This is a genomic window from Plantactinospora sp. DSM 117369 (assembly GCF_053764795.1).
Genome location: NZ_CM132446.1, coordinates 8,441,046 through 8,458,548, shown reverse-complemented (window position 1 = coordinate 8,458,548; position 17,503 = coordinate 8,441,046). Strand labels below are relative to the sequence as shown.

The window sequence follows — 17,503 nt, the reverse complement described above, 5'->3', positions numbered from 1 at the left end:
TCAACCTCCCCTTGCGGTCCGACGGACCGCAAGGTCGGACGCGGTGCGTAAGCGCCGCGCGGTCCAGGTTGAAAAAGGTTCAGTGGCTGGCGACCGGCGGAATGGGCATGCGGGTGGTGGAAGGCGATCCGCCGTGATAGCGATATGCGATGGCGGATCCTGACACGGTGGAGGGGGCCGCGCTGGCCCGGGTGCTGCGCCAGGCCGGCGGCGCCGAGATCCTGAACACCCTGGGCGTACGGCTGTCCGGCTCGGATCTGGTCACCCTGCTGCTGGCCGCGTTCCGGACCCGGGCAGGCTTCCTGACCCCGGCCGACGTACTGCGCCGGTACACCGAGGACCGCTTCGTCGCACCGGCGCAGGCCGGGTTCCGCAGGCTGCGCCAAGCCGAGGACCTGCTGCTCTCCGCCGTCCCGGACCGGTACGAGCTGCTCACCCTCGCCCCGGTGGCACCGCTGGGCACCCATTCCGTGGTCGCCGGGGTCAACCAGAACAACGTGCTCGCCACGGTCCGGGGCAGTGAGGTGGCGGCCGACCCGACCAACGGGCTGGCGCTGGAGGCGGCGGTCCGGCGCCGGGAACTGCTCGCCCGGGACGGCCGGTCGGCCCCGGCGGTGCGGCTGGCGACCCTGCAACGGGTGATCCGGGCCCAGCGTTTCGCCGGGGCCGGCCGGTTTGCCCACTTCAGCCTCCTCGCCCTGGTCACCGCCGGTCGGGACACCGGCAGCCTGGCGTTCGAGCGGCGTAGCTGCGGTGAGCAGTTGCGGATCCTCTGCGCGGCGCTGGAGGCGGCCGGGGTGGAGACGATCGAGATCGCCCTCACCGTGCTCGACCCGGCGGCGGCGCCGATCGTGGAGGCGGCCCGGGCCGCCCTGGCCGACCACCCCACGATCCTGGTACGCGACGACCCGGACCGCTCCAGCGGCCGGCGCTACTACAGCGGTTGGTGCTTCAAGATCGGAGCGGTGCTCGACGGTGAGCGGGTCGAACTCGGCGACGGCGGTTTCGTCGACTGGACCCGCCGGTTGCTCGGCAACCACAAGGAGCGGCTGCTGATCAGCGCGATCAGCGTCGACCGGCTGGCCCTGTTCCTCGACCCGCCCGCCCCGCGCTCCGAGGACTGAGCGGTCGGCGCCGCGCCTCAGGGGTTCGGAACGGCGCCCCGCTCACGTTCCAGCGCCGGGCGGCCCGGCTCACGCCCCGGCCGGAGTGGCCGCCGGTCGTCGGGCGGTCAGGGCGAGGACCAGCCAGGCGAGTCCGATCGTCAGCGGGGCGATGGCGAATCCGGCGGTGGCACTGCCGGTGCCGTCCAGCAGCGGACCGGTCACCGCCGCGCCGAGCGCGCTGCCCACCGAGAAGGCGGTGGCGGCCCAGGCGAACGCCTCGGCGGCGGTGCCGGCCGGCGCGATGCCGTCGATCCCGACGAAGGTGATGGTGAGCAGCGGCGGCAGGGCCAGCCCGCTGACCGCCATCAGCGCCAGCATGACCGGCGGGTCGGGGGTGAGCAGTAGCGGCAGGTAGCCGAGCGCCAGCGCCGCCGCCGCGCGGGGCAGCGTGCCGTACCGGCGGGCGGTGCCGGACCGGACGTAGAGCAGACCGCCGGTCAGCGCCCCGAGCGCCTGGGCGGCGAGCAGCCAGCCGGCCCAGGACCGTCCCCCGGACGCCTCGGCGTAACCGGTCGCCGCCACCGCCACACTGCCGACGCCGGCACCGATCAGCACCAGCGCGCCGAGGATCACCCGCAGCGGGCCGGAGCGGAGCGGGCCGGCCCAGTGCCGTACCGCCGGTACCCCCCGCCAGCGGCGGACCGCCGGGGCGGTGCCGAACCAGACGGTGCCGGCGGCCTGGCAGAGCGCGGCGGTGGCCAACCCGCCGGCCGGGCCGAACGCGGCGACCGCGCCGAGGGTGAGCACCGGCCCGACCACGAAGATCAGCTCCTGGGTCGCGGTGTCCAGGGTGTACGCGGTGTGGATCCGCTCCTGCGGCAGCAGATCCCGCCACAGCACCCGCAGGCACGCCTCGAACGGCGGCGCCCCGAGCCCGGCCAGCACGGCGGCGCCGACCGTGAGCGGACCGGCCAGCGGCGCCACGACCAGCGCGAAGCCGGCGGTGGAGACGGCGACCGCCAGCCATAGCACCGGCGGCTGCCGCCAGCGGTCGGCGAGCCGGGCCAGCATCGGCTGCCCGACCGCCATCCCGGCGGTGTACGCCCCGACCAGCAACCCGGCCAGGGTCAGCGTCATCGTCTCCCGGGCGAAGACCAGCAGGGCCAGCGGTGCCGCGCCGAGCGGGATCCGGCCGAGCAGGCTGGCCGCGAGTACCCGGGCGGTCTGCGGGGTTCTCAGGACGGTGAGTGCGGAGGTGTCGACGGTCGAGGACACGATGGATCGCTCCCGGAGGGGGTGGAGGTGACGGGCCGGTGGACGGGGCGGAACCGGCCGGTCAGGGAGCGAAGTCGGCGCGCTCGTGGTCGTTGCCGTAGAGCGGCAGGTCAGGAGTGATCCAGGTCGCGTACGCGGCAGCGGCCGCCTCCAGCGGGATCACCCGGACAACTCTACGGCGCCAGCGGGCTCATTCGAACCTCAGGTGCCGGCGCTGGCGCAGCCGGATTCCGGAGGCGGTCGCCACCACGGCGGTGAGCGCCAGGGTCAGGGCCACGCCGTGCACCAGGCCGCGGGCCAGGTAGCCGCTGTCGGTGTGGTCGATCGCGTACGTGCCGATCTCGCGGCTGAACCAGAACGGCAGCGCCCGGGCGGCGGTGTCGGCCGGGTCCATCACCATCTGGAGCCCGACCACGATCAGCAGTACCAGGGTGCCCTCCAGCTCGCGGGGGAGGACCGCGCTCAGCGCCAGCCCGAAGGGGACGGCGGTGGCCACCGTCAACGCCATGATCAGCGCGATGGCGCCGTACCGGACGTCGTCCTGGTCGAAGCGGACCAGCAGGAAGTACGGCACCGACAGCACGGCGCCGACCGTCCAGAGCGCCAGCAGCCGGCCCAGATGCAGGTGGTGCGCCCGATAGCCGGAGAGTCGCAGCCGGGGCTCGATGCCCCGGGCCGCGCTGCCGGCGAAGAGCGCGGCGGTGCTCAGCGCCCAGCTCAGCCCGAGGCAGACGAACCGGATCGACTGGCCGGCGTGGTCGTCCCGGCGGCTGGCGTAGAAGGCCAGCGGAAACACCAGCAGGATCAGCAGTACGCCCCGGCGGCGGACCACCTCGCGCAGGGCCAGCTCCGCCACCGTCCAGATCTTGGTCATTTCGACATCTCCCGCGCCGGGGTCAGGTCGAGCACGGTGTCGACCCGGTCGAGTTGGTTGAGCAGGTGGGTCACCACGACGATGGCCCGGCCGTCCGCGCGCCAGCGCCAGAGCTGCTGCCAGAAGTCCAGATAGGTGCCCCGGTCGAAGCCCTGGTAGGGCTCGTCGAGCAGCAGCACGTCCGGCTCGCCGAGCGCGGCCATCACCAGGTTGAGCTTCTGCCGGGTACCGCCGGAGAGGTGCCGGGCCTGGGTCCGGCCGGCCGGCTCCCAGTCCAGCGCGGCGGCGTGCGCCCGACCGGCCGCCCGCGCCTCGGCCCGGCGCAGCCCGCGCCCGGCACCGACCAGCACGAAGTGCTCCTCCGGATGGAGGAAGTCGGCGGTACCGCCGGACTGCGGGCAGAAGCCGAGGGTGCCGTGCACCCGGACCTGGCCGGAGTCGGGGCTGAGCAGGCCGGCGCAGATCCGCAGGAAGGTGCTCTTGCCGGCGCCGTTCGCCCCCACCACGGCGGCGATCTCGCCGGCCCGTACGGTCAGGTCCACGCCGGTCAGCACCGGGCGCCGGCGGTAGCGCTTGGTGATGCCGCGTACCTCCAACCGGACCGGTCCGGGAGCCTGCGGCGGCCGGCCCGGCATGCCCACCCGGGCCACCCCGACGCCGCCGGTGGGCCGCGGTGCGCCGACGCTCTCCGCGACGGCCGTCGCGTACGTCGCGGGCGGGCCGAAGACCTGCAACGGCGGCTCGCCGCTGTCCCGCAGGTGCGTGGCGGCCTCGGCGACGACGTGCCGGGCGAGGTCCGGGTCGAGGCCGTGCCGATGCAGCTCACCGGCGAGCGCCTGAAGCCATCCGTCGGAGTTCACCGTGTCTGCACCTCCCGCAGGACCGTCCCCACCCCGCGGGCGAAGGCGTCCCAGTCGACGGCGGTCCGGCGTAGCGTGTCGGCGCCGGCCGGAGTGATCCGGTAGTACTTGCGGGCCGGGCCGGCGGCGCCCTCCCGCCACTGCGCGCTCACCAGGCCGGTCCGTTGCAGCCGGAGCAGCACCGGATAGAGGGTGCCGCCCTGGATCGGGCCGATGCCGCTCGCGTCCAGCGACTGGGCCAACTCGTATCCGTAGGACTCCCGACGGTGCAGCAGGGCGAGAACACACAGGTCGAGCACCCCGCGCAGCCACTGGCCACGGCGCTCCTGATCCACGGCGAAGAAGGTAGCACAGTCAGCTAGCTGGCACAGCAACCTAGTGCCCGACGGTACGCTGCCCGAGGTTCACGGGTGCGGGAAACGGGGGGAAAAGATGATCCTGCGGACCGAGGAACTGGACGTCGGGTACCGCGACCGGGTGCTGCTCCGGGGACTGCGGCTCGGCGTCGACGCCGGAGACGTGCTCGCGGTCACCGGACCGAACGGCGCCGGCAAGTCCACCCTGCTGCGCTGCCTCGCCGGGCTGCTCCGCCCGCTCGCCGGTCGGGTGCTGGTCGAGGGCGCACCGGCCGATGAACGTTCCCCGGCGTTCCGGCGTACCGTGGCGAGCCTGCTGGAGAACGCCGCCTGGTATCCGAACCTGACCGCCGGCGAGCACCTCGAACTGGTCCGGCTCGCCAACCGGCCGGTACCGCCCGGCTGGTTTCCGGCCGACGAACTCGCCGCCCGGCTCGGCGTCACCCGCTTCGCCTCGGTGCTGCCGGGACGGCTCTCCACCGGCCAGCGCCAACGGCTGGCCCTCGCCCTGGTGCTGGCCCGACCCAGCCGACTGCTCCTGCTCGACGAGCCCGAACGGCACCTCGACGAGGCGGGCCGGACGGCCCTCGGCGGCCTGCTGCGGGAGTACGCCCGCCGGGCCGGAGCCGTCGTGCTGGCCAGCCACGACCCGGTGCTGATCGCGGCGGCCGGAGCCGAGCCGCTGACCGTACCGGCCCGGCATGCCTGACCCGGTGACCGCGCTCCCCGCCGCCCCGGTCCGGGCCTGGCTGCGCGCCCGGGCCCGGGCCGGGACGCGTCCCGGCGGGTACGCCGAGCGGGCGTACCTCTGGCTGCTCGCCGTGCTGATCGGCGGCGCCGTACTGGCCGGCAACGCACCCCGGCTCGTCACCCTGCTCACCCAGGGCCGGCCGGTCACCCCGGCGCCGGGCATCCTGCTCGCCGTCGGCCTGCTCTGGTACGCCGCCGTCCTGCTCGGGGCGGCCCGGCTCGGACCGCTGGCCGCCGCACCGGCCCGACTCGGCTGGCTGCTGCCCAGCCCGACCAGCCGGCGCGGCCTGCTCCGGCCGACCGCGTTCGCGGTGCTCGCCCTGGCCACCGTCGCCGGGCTGCTGCACGGCGGGTTCGTGGCCTGGGCGTCGGTGACCCCGACGGAGTTGCCGGTGCTGCTGGCCGGCGGGATCGCCGGCCTGGCCCTCGGCGGGCTCGCCATCCTCGCCCAGACCTTCACCGACGGGGCGTCCGTGCTGCTGGAACGCTCCGCACTGGTGCTCGGCGCCGTCGCGGCCGCGCTGACCGTGCTCGCCCCGTCGGGGCGGTTCACCGCCGCCGCGGCCCTCGGCCCGTGGGCCTGGCCGCAGGCGGCGGCCGACGGCATGTCACCCGGCGCGCTGGCCGCCGTCGGCGTCGCGGCCGTCGGCGTCGCCGCCCTCGCGCTGCTCCGCCTCGATCGGGTACGCCTGGCCAGTCTCGCCGCCGGTGGCACCCTCGCGCAGACCGTCTCCACCGGTGTCGTCACGCTCGACCTCGGCACCGCCGCCCGGGCCGTCGAGGAGCGCCGATGGGCGGGCCGGTCGCCCCGGCGTACCGGCCTGCCCCGGTTGCCGGGCCGGTTCGCCGTACTCGCGCACGACGTCACGGCACTGCGCCGGTCGCCGGGGCGGCTGGCGGTGGCCGCCGCCGCGCTGCTGCCGCCGGCGCTGCTCGCCGGGATCGCCGGCCCCGGTCCGGTACTCGCCGGCACCTGGCTGCTCTGCGGGTTCGTCGCGCTCGGCGCGGTGACCGGCAACGCCCGCCGCGACCGGGACCTGCCCGCCCTGGGCCGGCTGCTCGGCCTCTCCGGCCGGGCGCTGCTGACCGGCCGGCTGGTGCTGCCGGTCGCCGTCGGCGCGGGCTGGGCCGCCGGGTCGCTGGCGCTGCTCGCCGGGGACCTGCCCGGTGCCGGTCCGGCCTGGCTGCTGCTCGGTGCGGTGGCCGGTCCCGGGCTCGCCGTCGGCGCGCTCCGGGCCGCCCGCCGTGGCGCGGTCCGGCACGACCTGCCGCCACTGGTCACCCCGATGGGCATGGTGCCGACCGGCCCGCTGCACCGGCTGGTCACCGGGGTCGACCTCGGGCTGCTGTGCACCCTGCCCGTGCTGCTGGCCCTCGGCACCGGCGATCCGGCCAGTGCTCTGCCGGCGCAGGCGCTCGCCTCGCTGCTCGGCGTCGCCGGCTTCGTCACGGTGGCCGGTGCGGAACGGCGGCGCGGCGCTCGCTGACGATTGTCAACTCTTCACCTGGACGGCGCGGCGCTCGCTGACGATTGTCAACTCTCCACCTGGACGGCGCGGCGGCGCTCCGGTTCCACCTGGTGACGGCGGACCGGGTGGGGAGGGTGAGGACGGTTCACTAGGCTGACCGCATGCGGGTGCTCTTCGCGTCGGCGCCGTTGCTCGGACATGTGTTCCCGATGGTCCCGCTCGCCGAGGCGTTCCGGGACGCCGGGCACGAGGTGCTGCTCGCCACCGGTGGTGACGGGCTCGCCGTACGCCGGACCGGGCTGCCGGTCGAGGACATCGCCCCCAGGTTTCGGTTCGACCGGATCGCCCGAAGCACCATGCTGCGCCACCCGTTGGTCGCCCGGGCCGAGCTGGCCGGCCGGGCCGGCACCCGGGGTGTGGGGCTGCTCTTCGGCGCGGCCAACGAGCAGATGGTCGACGGCCTGGTCACCCTGGCCGATTGCTGGCAGCCGGATCTCGTCGTGCACGAACCGCTGGCCGTGGCCGGGGCGCTCGCCGCCGCCCGCCGGGCGGTGCCGGCGGTACTGCACGAGAACTCGCTCTTCGACGGCGCCGAGCTGGTCCGGGTGACCGCCGCCCGGCTGGTCCGGGCACAGCAGCGCAGCGGCATCGGCAGCCTGCGTCCGAGCGCCGCCACCCTGACCATCGCCCCGCCCAGCGTGGTCGGCGAACGGGCCGGCTGGGCGCTGCGCGGCGTACCCGCCACCGGGGTCGGCGAGCTGCCGGAGTGGCTCCGGGAGCCGGGCGGGCGGCCGAGGATCCTGGTCAGCCGCAGCACGGTGGCCGGCCCGGGTGGGGGAGCGCTGATGACCGCCGTGGTCCGGGCCGCTGCCGGGGTGGACGCGGAGTTCGTGCTGGTCCGCCCGGACCGGCGGGTGCTGCGGCACGGGCCACTGCCGGACAACGTCCGTACCGTCGACTGGATCCCGATCAACGCGGCGCTGCCGCACTGTGCCGGGGCGGTGCACCACGGCGGGGCGGGTTCGGTGCTCGGCGCGTTCGCCGCGGGCGTACCGCAGCTCGTGGTGCCCGGTCCGGGCGACCGCCGGCACAACGCCGAGCTGGTGGCGGCCCGGGGTGCCGGACTGGCCGTACCCGAACGGGCGATCACCGGAGCCGAGCTGGCCCGACTGGTCGGCGACCCGCGGCTCGGCTCGGCCGCCGACGAGGTACGCCGGGAGATGGCCGCGATGCCGGCACCGGCGGAACTGGTACCCCGGCTCGAAGCCCTGCTCGGCTGAGCGCCGGCCCGGCCCGGCCCGGCAGCGCCGCGCCCGTTGCCCGGTCGGACGGTCAGCCGGGCAGGTTGGCGTCGAGGAAGGCCGCGATCACGGCGCGGATGTCGGGCCGGTCGAGCGGCAGCGCGTGTCCGCCGTGCGTGACCAGCGAGTGCACCGGGTGGCCGGCCTGGAGCAGTGCCGAGGTCAGCGCGACCGCCTGGCCGACCGGTACGGAGGCGTCCGCGACACCGTGCGCCAGCAGCACCGGTACCCGGTTGCCGACGTGGCTGCGCGGAATCGCGTCCACGGTCGCCGGGTCGCCGGCCGTGGGCTGGTGGCCCAGCAGCGCCTCCCACGGGTTGTCCCCGCGACGTGCCTGGAGGAACTCCTCGTCCAGCGGATCGATCGGTGCCCAGAAGGCGAGTACGCCGTCGACGTCCTCCGGCTCGGCCACGCCCCGCAACCCGAGGTGCAGTGCGAGGTGGCCACCGGCCGAGTCGCCGGCCACCAGGAACGGCAGCCCGGCCGCCCGGGCCCGGGCCAGCGGCTCCCGCGCCGCCGCCCGTACGTCGGCGAGCTGGGCCGGCCACCTGGCCTCGGAACTCAACCGGTAGCGGCCCTGCACCACCGTCAGCCCGTGCCCGGCCAGCGCCGCGCCGTCCTCGTCCGACCAGCCGCGCCAGCCGCCGCCCGGCAGCCACAACACGACGCCCCGCTCCGTCATCGGCCAAGCATGGTCGCCGACGCCCCGGTCGGGCCAGCCGAAGATGCCGACTCCGCTGACGGCGTAACGCCGTCGGCCCCCAGTCCCCGGCCGCCACCGGCCTGGACAGCGGGAAGCCGGCGTGACCAGGGCCGCTCCGGCTCGGCGAGCGGTTCCGGGCGACCCGAGGTAGTTTGGGGTTCGTGCTATCCGTCGCGCTGGTCCGCCCCGTGTGGTGGATTGCGTGCCGGTCGGTGCGGTTCGTGACCGCCCTGGTGTTGATGGGCCTGTTGCTGGGTGCCGGTGGCACCCGGACCGGGCTTTCCGACCCCGCCTTCTCGGCGGGCGGGGCACGACCCGCCGCAGAGTCGACTGTGGAGGATGTCCGGGCCGCCGGGGCCGAGGCACCGGTGACCGCCCCGGCCGTGTGGATCGGGCAACGTGCCGAGGCCGACGGCGGGCAACGTGCCGAGGCCGACGGCGGGCAACGTGCCGAGGCCGACGGCGGGCAACGTGCCGAGGCCGACGGCGGGCAACGTGCCGAGGCCGACGGCGGGCAACGTGCCGAGGCCGACGGGGCGTCCGGTGCCGCCGACGAGCCGCCCGTCGTGGTGGCCGAGCAGCCCTCGGAGACGCTCAAGGGTGCCGTGGCGGCCGACGAGCGGTCCGTCGCGACCGGCTCGGTGGTGTCGACGGTACTGGTCCGGGCCGACGTGCTCGGTGGGCAGCCCGACCGGCCGGTGGTCGGTCCGGCGGCCGGGGTGTGGCCGGCCGGCAACGCGTACGCCCGGGTGGTCGGGCCGCGCGCACCGCCGCTCGACTGAGGACCGGTCGCGCCCGACCGCTTCCGGTCCGGTCCCGTCGACTCCTCGTCCGCATCGTCCACCCCGTGAGGTGCCGTAATGGAAAATTTGCTGTTCGACTTCCTGATCGAGGTGACCCGGTCCACCACCCTCTGGCTCGTCCTGCTCGGGCTCGCGCTCGCCGCTGGCATCTGGCTGGTCGTGCGTCCGCAGGCGGCCACGACCGACCGTCGGGACGAATCCGGCTACGACGTGGCGGTCCGGGACGCCGAGGGACGCCGGCAACGGTTGGTGGCCCGGGCGACGGAGCTGCACCGGTACGCCGAGGAGGTGGCGGTCGCCGCCGAGCGGTCGGCCGTGACCGCCCAGCGGCGCCGGGACGAGTGGCTGGCGGCGCAGGAGGCGGTCGAGGCGGCCTGGCAGGCGTACGAGGCGGCGGACGCCGCAGCCCGCCGGGTCACGGCCGCCGCCGTACTGCCCGAGCCGCGCACCCCGCGCACCCCGGCCGAGTACGCCGACCGGGAGCGCTTCCTGCACCGTGCCGCGATGGCGGCCTGCACCCGGCAGGAGCTGACGGTACTGCAGCTGAGCGACGCGCTGGCCAACCGGAACGGCTGGGACCCGCGCCGGCATCCGGTTGAGCAGGAGATCGTGCTCCGGCGGGCGGCCCGGGACAGCCTGCTCGCCGCGCACCGGGCGGCGGAGGAACGGGAACGGGCCGCCTGGCGGGACGCCGAGGTCGCCGCCGCGGCGGCCCGCAGCCTCCGCGAGGAGGCGTTCGCCGCCGCCAGCCGTGCGGCTCAGCTCCGGCGCTGGTTGCCGTCGCCGGCCGGGCAGCCGCGCGGGTCGGCGAGCGAGCAGGCCCGGCAGCAGGGTACGGCCCGGCGGTGGCGCGCGGCCCGGGCCGGCTGACCTCCGGTGGGCGGCCGGAGGGTCGGCCCGGGATCAGGCCCGGACTGACGTCGAAGGAGCCCCCGATGACCACATTGGAGCCCGTCGCCGTCGGGATCGGACGGTCGCCCGCCGTGCTTCGGGGCGGTCGGGTACGGCATCGTTCCACCGCACCGGCCGCCGCACTCGCCGGCTGCAAGGTTGCCCGTAGAAACCATCGGCCGTCGTCATGGCCGGGCTTTGATCACCCCGGTTAGGGTGACGGTATGCCGTTGGTGCCGCGGGGATATGTGCCCGGCCGGAGCGCGCTCATCTGGGCAGGCACCGATCACGGGTGGCGCCAGCCGAACCTGTCCTCCAACAGATTCGGCCGGCTGGTACTGCGCGTTCTGGCGGCGCCGCTACTGCTGATCGGCCCGTTCCTGGTGTACGCCGCTGCGTTCCTTGCCACTGGCGAGCCCACCGGCAACCGGTGGATCATGGCCGTCGCCGGAGTCGCGGTCACCGTGTCGTGTGTCAAGCTGGCCCTGCATGGGGCGCGGCTGGATGACCGGGCCCGCCGGGATCAGCGCCGGCTGGAGGCGGTCGGCGTCCCCGCGACCGCCGAGATCACAGCGGTGCGGCCCACCTCGCTGGGCGAGGAGAGCGGGATCGAGCTGAGCCTGCTGATCAGTGGGTTCGGGTTCGTACCGTTCGAATCCGTCTCGTCGTGCAAGGACCACCCGGACCTGAAGGTCGGGGCGCGACTCAACGCCGTGGTCGACCCGACCGACAGGCTGTACGCGATCGTGCCCTGAACCCCAGAGCGCCGGGTGTCTTCAGCTTGCCGGGACGCTCGGCGAACTGATCTCTGGTCGATGTCGGACCGGACACCGATCCGACATCGGACCTGAGACTCCGTCACGGGCCACGAGGCCCCCCACAGGTGGCCACGGGGAGTCGGCCGTCAGGTGGACGGCTTGGTCGGCGCGACGTTGCGGAACCGTTCGTGCGCCGACTGCCGGCTGATGCCGAGCGCGTTGCCGATCTCGGCCCAGGAGAGCCCGGCCTCCCGGGCCGCCGCCACGGCCCGTTCGATCAGCGGCCGTTGCCAGCGTTCCACCTCGGCGAGGATGCCCAGCGCCTGCAACGGCCAGGTGGTGGCCAACTCGGCGACGTTGTCCCGGAGGGTGTCGGAGCGGTTCAGCAGCCAGTCGGGCGGGGTGGCGGCCAGGATCGGCCTGACGTGTCCGCTCCACTCGGAGGTCGCCATCCAGCGTCCCTCGTCGGCGGCCGGATAGTCGCCGGTGCCGACCCAGCCGCAGGAGCAGCGGGCCCGGTAACCGACCGTGCCGGCGGGCTCGGTGGCGGCGGTACTCACCGTCCCGTCCGGCAACCGGAACCCGACCAGGTTCGCGTGCCCCGGGACCATTTCCTCCGCCATCCCGTAAGCATATGTCTGTCAGGGTTCCCTGACTGAGGATGTCAGGATACCCTGACACAATTGCCCGGGCGGGTCGCCGTCCGGGCTCGACCCCTGAAGGGAAGAGTGCGATGTCCGTGGTCAGCGGCACCGTGGCAGCGGGTTACGAGCCGGTCCGGGAGGCGTTCCTGGCGAACTTCGAGACCCGGTCGGAGATCGGCGCGGCCGTCAGCGTCTACCGGCACGGCCGGGAGGTGGTCCGGCTCTGGGGTGGGACCGCCGATCCGACCACCGGCCGACCCTGGCGGGCGGAGACTCTCCAGGTGGTCTACTCCACCACCAAGAGCGTGCCGGCGGCCTGCGCGCACCTGCTGGTCCAACGGGGACAGCTCGACCTCGCCGCCCCGGTCGCCGAATACTGGCCGGAGTTCGCGGCGGCCGGCAAGGGCGGCATCCCGGTCCGCTGGCTGCTCTCCCACCAGGCAGGGCTGCCCGTGCTCGACCGTCCGGTCCCCCGGGCGGAGGCGCTGGCCTGGCAACCGGTCGTCGAGGCGCTGGCCGCCCAGGCGCCGGCCTGGGAGCCGGGCACGGCGCACGGCTACCACTCGCTGACCTACGGCTGGCTGGTCGGTGAGGTGGTGCGCCGGGTCTCCGGCCGGAGCCTGGGCACGTACTTCGCCGACGAGATCGGCAAGCCGCTCGGCCTGGACTTCTGGATCGGTCTGCCCACCTCGGAGACACACCGGGTCAGCCGGCTGGTCGAGCAGCCGGCCACCGCTCCGGCCCCCGAGACGGTGCCCGAGCAGATGCGCGAGGTCCTCGCCACGTACACCGATCCGGCCTCGCTGCTGGTCCGGTCGGTGTCGGTGACCGACCCGCCGCTCGACCTCGCCGACCCGGCGACCTGGGCGGCCGAGATACCGGCCGTCAACGGCATCTGCACCGCGTCGTCACTGGCCCGGTTCTACGCCGGTCTGATCGGCGAGGTCGACGGGATCCGGATCCTCGACGCGGCCACCCTGGCCGCCGCCACCGCCGAGCAGGCCAGCGGCGTCGACCGGGTGCTGATGGTGCCGACCCGACCCGCGCTCGGCTTCGGCCTGCCCCTGCCGGACCAGTCCTGGTGGTCGCCCACCGCCTTCGGCTTTCCCGGTCACGGTGGCTCGCTCGGCTACGCCGACCCGGCCAGTGGCATCGCCTTCGGGTACGTGACGAACGGCCTGCGCGTCACGATGACCCCGGACCCCCGGACGGCCAGCCTGGTCGAGGCGGTCCGGGCGGTGGCGTCCCGCCAACCGGACTGAGCACGGCCGGCGGAGCGGGCACGGCCGGCGGTACCCGATCCGGACCTGGCGCGGCGCGGACCCGGCGGCTCAGTCCCGGGTCCGTCGCCGCCAGCCGGTGCCGGGGTGCCACGACTCGATCACGAGATGGTCGGCGGGCGTGCCGACGTACGTCAGCACCAGTTCGGTGATGTCGATCCGGAAGAATCCGGCGCCGGCGTGCGGGGTGTTGACCGGTGGCGGGATCGCGACGACCCGGCCGGCCAGCTTGGCGTCGCCCGGCCAGCTCTCCGGAGCGTCCGCGGGCGGCTCGATGGTCGGGCTGTGTACGGCGATCCGCGGATCCCGCCGCACGTCGAGCAGCTTCATCGAGCCGCCCATCATGCCGAGCGTGGCCTCGCCGTCGCCGAACTCGAGTTCGGAGGCGCTGATCCGGGGCGAGCCGTCCCGGCGAAGCGTGGCAATGGTCTTGTTGGTGCCGGCCGAGAAGCGTTCCCGGACCCGTGCCGCGAAGTCCGGTGCGTCCTGTTCGATCTCCCGCCAGCGCGCCACGTGATCCTCCGGGGTCCGGGCCGGCCCGTTCTCCGCCCGGGCCGGAGGTCCGACCGAGGTACGCCTCGGCCACGGCCTCCAACCTACCGCCGACCGGCCGATCCGCCGCCGACCGTTCACGGCCCGGCCCGCCGCCGACCGTCTCGCGGGCGGTCGTGTCGATCACGGCGAGGACCCTGGGGATGATCACCCGGATCGGCGTGGCGGATAATCGGAACTCCCGGAAGATCGTAAAGGCAGATCATGACCACCGAGAACGACTGGCTGACCCGGCGGACCGGTGTGCTGCCGACCGCCCCGCCGACCGAGCGGCTCAGCCCGAAAAGCGTGCTGGACGAGACGACCCGGCCGACCGCACCCGAGCCGCCACCCGAGGTCACCTTCACCCATCAGGGCCGGTACGCCGGCCGGCACCTGGTCGACGTGCACGACCACTACCGGGCGGAACTGCGCCAGGTACGCGACATCCTCCGGCAGGTCAGGGAGGGCACCTCCCAGATCGGCGACGCCCGGGACCAGCTCAACGTGATGACGATCCGGGCCAACGACTGGACCCTGGGCGGGGTCTGCCAGGCGCAGTGCCGTGCGGTGGCGACCCACCACACCATGGAGAGCCAGGGCATCTTCCCGCACCTGCGGCGCAGCCAGCCGGACCTGGCGGCCGTACTCGACCGGTTGCACGAGGAGCACCTGGCGATCCACGAGGTGCTGGAGGGGGTCGACGCGGCGCTGGTGCACCTGGCCCGCAACCCCACCGACTACGGCCCGATCACCGAGGCGATCGACCTGCTCACCGACACCCTGCTGTCGCACTTCGCGTACGAGGAGTCGCAGTTGATCGGCCCGCTCGCCCGGCACGGCTTCTATCCGGGCCAGGTGTGAGCCGCCTGGCCAGGGCCGACCAGGCGTCCGGCGGTCAGCTCCGGCCGGTGAGATAGGCCAGCACCGCGAGCACCCGGCGGTTGGTGTCCTCGGTCGGCGGCAGGTCGAGCTTGGCCAGGATGTTGCCGACGTGCTTGCCGACGGCCGCCTCGGAAACCACCAGTACCCGGGCGATCGCGGCGTTGGAACGCCCCTCGGCGACCAGCGCCAGCACCTCCCGCTCCCGGGCGGAGAGCCGGGCCAGCGGGTCGCGCCGCCGGCGCAGGAGTTGGCGTACCACCTCGGGGTCGACGACCGTGCCGCCGGCCACCACCTGGCGGAGCGCGCCGACGAACTCCGCCACGTCGACCACCCGGTCCTTGAGCAGGTAGCCGACCCCACGGCCGCCGTCGGAGTCGAGCAGGTCGGCGGCGTAGCTCTGCTCGACGTACTGACTCAGCGCCACCACGGCCAGTCCCGGGCGGGCGCGGCGCAGCCGTACCGCCGCCCGCAGCCCCTCGTCGGTGAAGTCCGGCGGCATCCGGATGTCGGTCAGCACCAGCCCCGGGGCGTACGTCTCGACCGCCGCGCCGAGCGCCTCCGCGTCACCGACGGCGGCGACCACCTCGAAGCCGAACCGGTCGAGCAGTCCGGCCAGCCCCTCCCGGAGCAGTACGCCGTCCTCGGCGAGGACCACCCGGATCAGGTCTGGTTCGGGTCGCACGGCAACTCCACACGTAACAGGGTCGGCCCGCCGGGCGGGCTGGACAGCAGCATTCTTCCGTCGACTCCCGCCACCCGGTCGGCCAACCCGGTCAGCCCGCTGCCCAGTTCCGGATCGGCGCCACCCCGGCCGTCGTCCCGGACCTCGATCGTCAACCGCCGGCTGGTGGCCGCCCGGGCCGTCGCCGGAGAGTCGTCCCGCATCCGCAGCGAGACGGTCGCCGCCGTCGCCCCGCTGTGCTTGGCGACGTTGGTCAGCGCCTCGGCGACGACGAAGTACGCCGTCCCCTCCACCGGATTCGGCAGCCGACCCGGCAGCGCCACCTCGACGGTCACCGGGACCGCCGACTGGTCGGCCAGGTCGCGTACCGCGGCCGGCAGGCCACGATCGGTGAGCACCTTGGGGTGGATGTTGCGGATCAGTTCCCGCAGCTCGGTCATGAAGAGCTTGGCCTGCTCGTGCGCGTCCGCCACCGCCTCCGCCCCCGGAGTGCCGGGCGGGATCTCCAGCCGGGCCAGCCCGAGTTGCAGGGTCAGGCTGACCAGCCGCTGCTGGGCCCCGTCGTGCAGGTCGCGTTCGATCCGGCGCCGCTCGGCCTCGAAGGCATCCACCAGCCGGGCGCGGGACCGGGCCACCTCGACCAGTTCGGTACGCAGCCGCTCCTGCGTGCCCGCGCCGAGCAGTGTCCGGGTCAGCGCGCCCTGCCCGGCGGCCAGCAACGCCAGCGGGTACGGCGAGACGGCCAGCAGCACCAGCCCGAGCAGCGCGTGCGGTACCGCCTGCGGGACGGTCTCGACCTTGGCCCAGCCGATCGAGATCGGGCCGTCGCCGGTCTGCACCAGCAGTGGGCTGGCGATCAGCACCACGACCAGGAGCAGCAGCGCCAGGGCGGCGGCGGAGAGCAGCAGCCCGACCGTGCCGAGCAGGCCGGCGTGCAGCAGCGCCAGCCAGGTGGCCGGCTCGGCGTACCGGGTCCGCAGCCAGGACCACGGGTCGGGCGCCGGGGGAGGGCGGTGCCCGGAGCGGACCGGCCGGGGGTCGACCAGGCGCAGCCGGAATCGCTCGACCTCGGCCAGCGGCAGCGCGGCCAGCGGCCCGAGCCCGGCGATCAGCACCGCCCCGAGCGGCAGCAGCAACGCCAGCGTGCCGAGTGGCAGTTCGGTGAGCCGGGTGCCCCGGGCCAGCAGATAGAACCAGGGCAGGCCGAGCAGCCCGAGCGCCACCCCGGCGGCGAGCGCCACCGGCGGGGTGCTGACCAGGTACGCCAGCGCCCGCCACGGCCAGCCGGTCAGCGGAAACCGGCGCCGGGTCACCGATTCCAGCAGCGTACGAGGGCTCGGCGGGGACACGTCACCACGCTAGTGCGCCGGCCGGGGTCCGCCGATGCCGCTGGCGATAGTCCCCGGGTATACCCAGCCCTACCTCGGATCCGGTGCCTGCTGCCCGTGCCGGCGACCCCGCCCCGGTGATCTGCTCGACGGGTCGGCGCCGCGTACCCGCCGGCGCCCGAACCCGACCCTTCGGAGGCCCCCTGTGCACGCCCATCCGACCTCACCACCCGGCATCCGGCGGCCGGCCCGGCACAGTCCGGGCCTCGCCGCGCTGCTCGGTGCCGCCGTCCTGGCCGGCGTCGCCGGCTGCGCCGACCTGCGGGCGGTCGACTCGGCCCGGACCGACCAGCGGACCTTTCCGCTCGACGGCTCGGCCCTCAGCATCGACGGTCGCGGCACCGACCTGCGGCTGGTGGTCGGCACCGGTCCCGGGGTCGAGGTGCGGCGGTCGCTGACCGGCAAGGCGACCCTGCCGGGAAACGCCGACTGGGAACTGACCGGCGACACCCTGCGGCTGGCCGTCACGTGCAGCGGATTCGTGCCGGACTGCGGCGGCAGCCACGTCGTCGGGGTACCGGCCGGCACGAGCGTCCGGGTGGAGAGCCAGGACGGTGCGGTCCGGGCCGTCGGGCTGACCGGCGACCTGACGGCCCGGGTCCGGCACGGCTGGCTGCGGGTCGAACGGCCGGCCGGGGTACTCCGGCTGACGGCGGAACTCGCCGTGGAGGTCAGCGAGGCGCGTTCCACCGACGTCACGGCCAGCTCCTCCGGCCGGGACGTACGGCTCTCCTTCGCGGTCGCACCCCGCCGGGTGAGCGCCACCGCCGAAGGCGGGTCGGTGGACGTGGCGTTGCCGGCGGGGCCGGAAACCTACCGGATCAGAGCCGAGGGCCGGGACCGGGTGGCCGGCTCCGAACTGACCAGCGACCCGGCCAGCGAGCGCGTCGTGGAAGCCGTCGCCGACAACGGCCGGGCCCGGGTCCGGACCGGGAAGTAGGGGCCGG

At 74.9% G+C, this 17,503-nt stretch carries 18 protein-coding genes and 1 pseudogene; 10 read left to right on the top strand and 9 right to left on the bottom strand.

The annotated features are described in order from the left end of the window. Nucleotides 1-149: 149 nt before the first annotated feature. On the top strand, nucleotides 150-1,124 hold the full coding sequence (locus ACSMXO_RS36115) for a hypothetical protein (RefSeq protein WP_455415460.1): 975 nt from the start codon (nucleotides 150-152) through the stop codon (nucleotides 1,122-1,124). Between the two features lie 69 nt (nucleotides 1,125-1,193). On the opposite strand, the gene ACSMXO_RS36110 is transcribed toward ACSMXO_RS36115, so the two are convergent. The 4 genes from ACSMXO_RS36110 to ACSMXO_RS36095 form a co-directional block, all read right to left on the bottom strand. After that, a complete protein-coding gene (locus ACSMXO_RS36110) occupies nucleotides 1,194-2,381 on the bottom strand; it encodes an MFS transporter (protein WP_455415459.1) in 1,188 nt (395 codons plus the stop codon). A 190-nt stretch (nucleotides 2,382-2,571) separates the two neighbouring features. Continuing rightward, on the bottom strand, nucleotides 2,572-3,255 hold the full coding sequence (locus ACSMXO_RS36105; RefSeq protein WP_455415458.1) for an ABC transporter permease: 684 nt from the start codon (nucleotides 3,253-3,255) through the stop codon (nucleotides 2,572-2,574). Beyond that, complete coding sequence (locus ACSMXO_RS36100; RefSeq protein ID WP_455415457.1) at nucleotides 3,252-4,115, bottom strand: ATP-binding cassette domain-containing protein; 864 nt, start codon at nucleotides 4,113-4,115, stop codon at nucleotides 3,252-3,254. Before ACSMXO_RS36100 ends, ACSMXO_RS36105 begins: the two co-directional genes overlap by 4 nt. Next, nucleotides 4,112-4,450, bottom strand: a complete 339-nt coding sequence (locus ACSMXO_RS36095) for a PadR family transcriptional regulator (RefSeq protein ID WP_346260457.1) — start codon at nucleotides 4,448-4,450, stop codon at nucleotides 4,112-4,114. Before ACSMXO_RS36095 ends, ACSMXO_RS36100 begins: the two co-directional genes overlap by 4 nt. 160 nt (nucleotides 4,451-4,610) lie before the next feature. Here ACSMXO_RS36095 and ACSMXO_RS36090 point away from each other — a divergent pair. From ACSMXO_RS36090 to ACSMXO_RS36080, 3 genes and pseudogenes are all read left to right on the top strand, one after another. Beyond that, nucleotides 4,611-5,180, top strand: a pseudogene (locus tag ACSMXO_RS36090) (ABC transporter ATP-binding protein); the annotation flags it as partial. After that, the gene (locus ACSMXO_RS36085) at nucleotides 5,173-6,708 is read left to right on the top strand and encodes a DUF6297 family protein (RefSeq protein ID WP_455415456.1); all 1,536 of its coding nucleotides are present in this window, start codon (nucleotides 5,173-5,175) and stop codon (nucleotides 6,706-6,708) included. The pseudogene ACSMXO_RS36090 and the gene ACSMXO_RS36085, both read left to right, overlap by 8 nt. A 143-nt stretch (nucleotides 6,709-6,851) precedes the next feature. Further along, complete coding sequence (locus ACSMXO_RS36080) at nucleotides 6,852-7,970, top strand: nucleotide disphospho-sugar-binding domain-containing protein (protein ID WP_455415455.1); 1,119 nt, start codon at nucleotides 6,852-6,854, stop codon at nucleotides 7,968-7,970. Nucleotides 7,971-8,022: 52 nt separating this feature from the next. On the opposite strand, the gene ACSMXO_RS36075 is transcribed toward ACSMXO_RS36080, so the two are convergent. Beyond that, nucleotides 8,023-8,673: an alpha/beta hydrolase fold domain-containing protein gene (locus ACSMXO_RS36075; RefSeq protein ID WP_455415454.1), complete on the bottom strand. Its 651-nt coding sequence runs from the start codon at nucleotides 8,671-8,673 to the stop codon at nucleotides 8,023-8,025. Between the two features lie 233 nt (nucleotides 8,674-8,906). On the opposite strand from ACSMXO_RS36075, the gene ACSMXO_RS36070 reads away from it, so the two are divergent. The 3 genes from ACSMXO_RS36070 to ACSMXO_RS36060 all read left to right on the top strand — a co-directional run bounded on the left by ACSMXO_RS36070 (nucleotide 8,907) and on the right by ACSMXO_RS36060 (nucleotide 11,143). Continuing rightward, nucleotides 8,907-9,476, top strand: coding sequence for a hypothetical protein (locus ACSMXO_RS36070; RefSeq protein ID WP_455415453.1), 570 nt, complete (start codon nucleotides 8,907-8,909; stop codon nucleotides 9,474-9,476). A 78-nt stretch (nucleotides 9,477-9,554) separates the two neighbouring features. Beyond that, nucleotides 9,555-10,367 carry a hypothetical protein gene (locus ACSMXO_RS36065; protein ID WP_455415452.1) on the top strand — a complete coding sequence of 271 codons (813 nt, stop codon included), beginning with the start codon at nucleotides 9,555-9,557 and terminating at the stop codon, nucleotides 10,365-10,367. Nucleotides 10,368-10,612: 245 nt separating this feature from the next. Beyond that, on the top strand, nucleotides 10,613-11,143 hold the full coding sequence (locus ACSMXO_RS36060) for a hypothetical protein (protein ID WP_455415451.1): 531 nt from the start codon (nucleotides 10,613-10,615) through the stop codon (nucleotides 11,141-11,143). 149 nt (nucleotides 11,144-11,292) lie between these two features. Here ACSMXO_RS36060 and ACSMXO_RS36055 read toward each other — a convergent pair whose 3' ends face one another. After that, the gene (locus tag ACSMXO_RS36055; RefSeq protein ID WP_455415450.1) at nucleotides 11,293-11,769 is read right to left on the bottom strand and encodes a hypothetical protein; all 477 of its coding nucleotides are present in this window, start codon (nucleotides 11,767-11,769) and stop codon (nucleotides 11,293-11,295) included. 110 nt (nucleotides 11,770-11,879) lie between these two features. On the opposite strand from ACSMXO_RS36055, the gene ACSMXO_RS36050 reads away from it, so the two are divergent. Beyond that, entirely contained in the window at nucleotides 11,880-13,052 is a 1,173-nt protein-coding gene (locus tag ACSMXO_RS36050) for a serine hydrolase domain-containing protein (RefSeq protein WP_455415449.1), read from the top strand. 69 nt (nucleotides 13,053-13,121) lie between these two features. Here the strand turns inward: ACSMXO_RS36050 and ACSMXO_RS36045 are convergent, their stop codons facing one another. Next, nucleotides 13,122-13,583: a pyridoxamine 5'-phosphate oxidase family protein gene (locus ACSMXO_RS36045; RefSeq protein ID WP_455415448.1), complete on the bottom strand. Its 462-nt coding sequence runs from the start codon at nucleotides 13,581-13,583 to the stop codon at nucleotides 13,122-13,124. Between the two features lie 243 nt (nucleotides 13,584-13,826). On the opposite strand from ACSMXO_RS36045, the gene ACSMXO_RS36040 reads away from it, so the two are divergent. After that, nucleotides 13,827-14,465 carry a hemerythrin domain-containing protein gene (locus ACSMXO_RS36040; protein WP_346260447.1) on the top strand — a complete coding sequence of 213 codons (639 nt, stop codon included), beginning with the start codon at nucleotides 13,827-13,829 and terminating at the stop codon, nucleotides 14,463-14,465. A 34-nt stretch (nucleotides 14,466-14,499) separates the two neighbouring features. Here the strand turns inward: ACSMXO_RS36040 and ACSMXO_RS36035 are convergent, their stop codons facing one another. Beyond that, on the bottom strand, nucleotides 14,500-15,168 hold the full coding sequence (locus ACSMXO_RS36035) for a response regulator transcription factor (protein ID WP_455415447.1): 669 nt from the start codon (nucleotides 15,166-15,168) through the stop codon (nucleotides 14,500-14,502). Continuing rightward, entirely contained in the window at nucleotides 15,147-16,517 is a 1,371-nt protein-coding gene (locus ACSMXO_RS36030) for a sensor domain-containing protein (RefSeq protein ID WP_455415446.1), read from the bottom strand. The genes ACSMXO_RS36035 and ACSMXO_RS36030 overlap by 22 nt, the downstream gene beginning before the upstream one ends. 184 nt (nucleotides 16,518-16,701) lie before the next feature. On the opposite strand from ACSMXO_RS36030, the gene ACSMXO_RS36025 reads away from it, so the two are divergent. After that, nucleotides 16,702-17,496 (top strand): hypothetical protein, encoded by a 795-nt coding sequence (locus ACSMXO_RS36025; protein ID WP_455415445.1) that lies wholly within the window; start codon nucleotides 16,702-16,704, stop codon nucleotides 17,494-17,496. Nucleotides 17,497-17,503: the final 7 nt, after the last annotated feature.

Coding starts and splice junctions, on each gene's coding strand:
- ACSMXO_RS36115 (WP_455415460.1), top strand. CDS start 150: ATGGCGGATCCTGACACGGTGGAGGGGGCCGCGCTGGCCCGGGTGCTG.
- ACSMXO_RS36105 (WP_455415458.1), bottom strand. CDS start 3,255: ATGACCAAGATCTGGACGGTGGCGGAGCTGGCCCTGCGCGAGGTGGTC.
- ACSMXO_RS36085 (WP_455415456.1), top strand. CDS start 5,173: ATGCCTGACCCGGTGACCGCGCTCCCCGCCGCCCCGGTCCGGGCCTGG.
- ACSMXO_RS36080 (WP_455415455.1), top strand. CDS start 6,852: ATGCGGGTGCTCTTCGCGTCGGCGCCGTTGCTCGGACATGTGTTCCCG.
- ACSMXO_RS36075 (WP_455415454.1), bottom strand. CDS start 8,673: ATGACGGAGCGGGGCGTCGTGTTGTGGCTGCCGGGCGGCGGCTGGCGC.
- ACSMXO_RS36065 (WP_455415452.1), top strand. CDS start 9,555: ATGGAAAATTTGCTGTTCGACTTCCTGATCGAGGTGACCCGGTCCACC.
- ACSMXO_RS36060 (WP_455415451.1), top strand. CDS start 10,613: ATGCCGTTGGTGCCGCGGGGATATGTGCCCGGCCGGAGCGCGCTCATC.
- ACSMXO_RS36055 (WP_455415450.1), bottom strand. CDS start 11,769: ATGGCGGAGGAAATGGTCCCGGGGCACGCGAACCTGGTCGGGTTCCGG.
- ACSMXO_RS36050 (WP_455415449.1), top strand. CDS start 11,880: ATGTCCGTGGTCAGCGGCACCGTGGCAGCGGGTTACGAGCCGGTCCGG.
- ACSMXO_RS36040 (WP_346260447.1), top strand. CDS start 13,827: ATGACCACCGAGAACGACTGGCTGACCCGGCGGACCGGTGTGCTGCCG.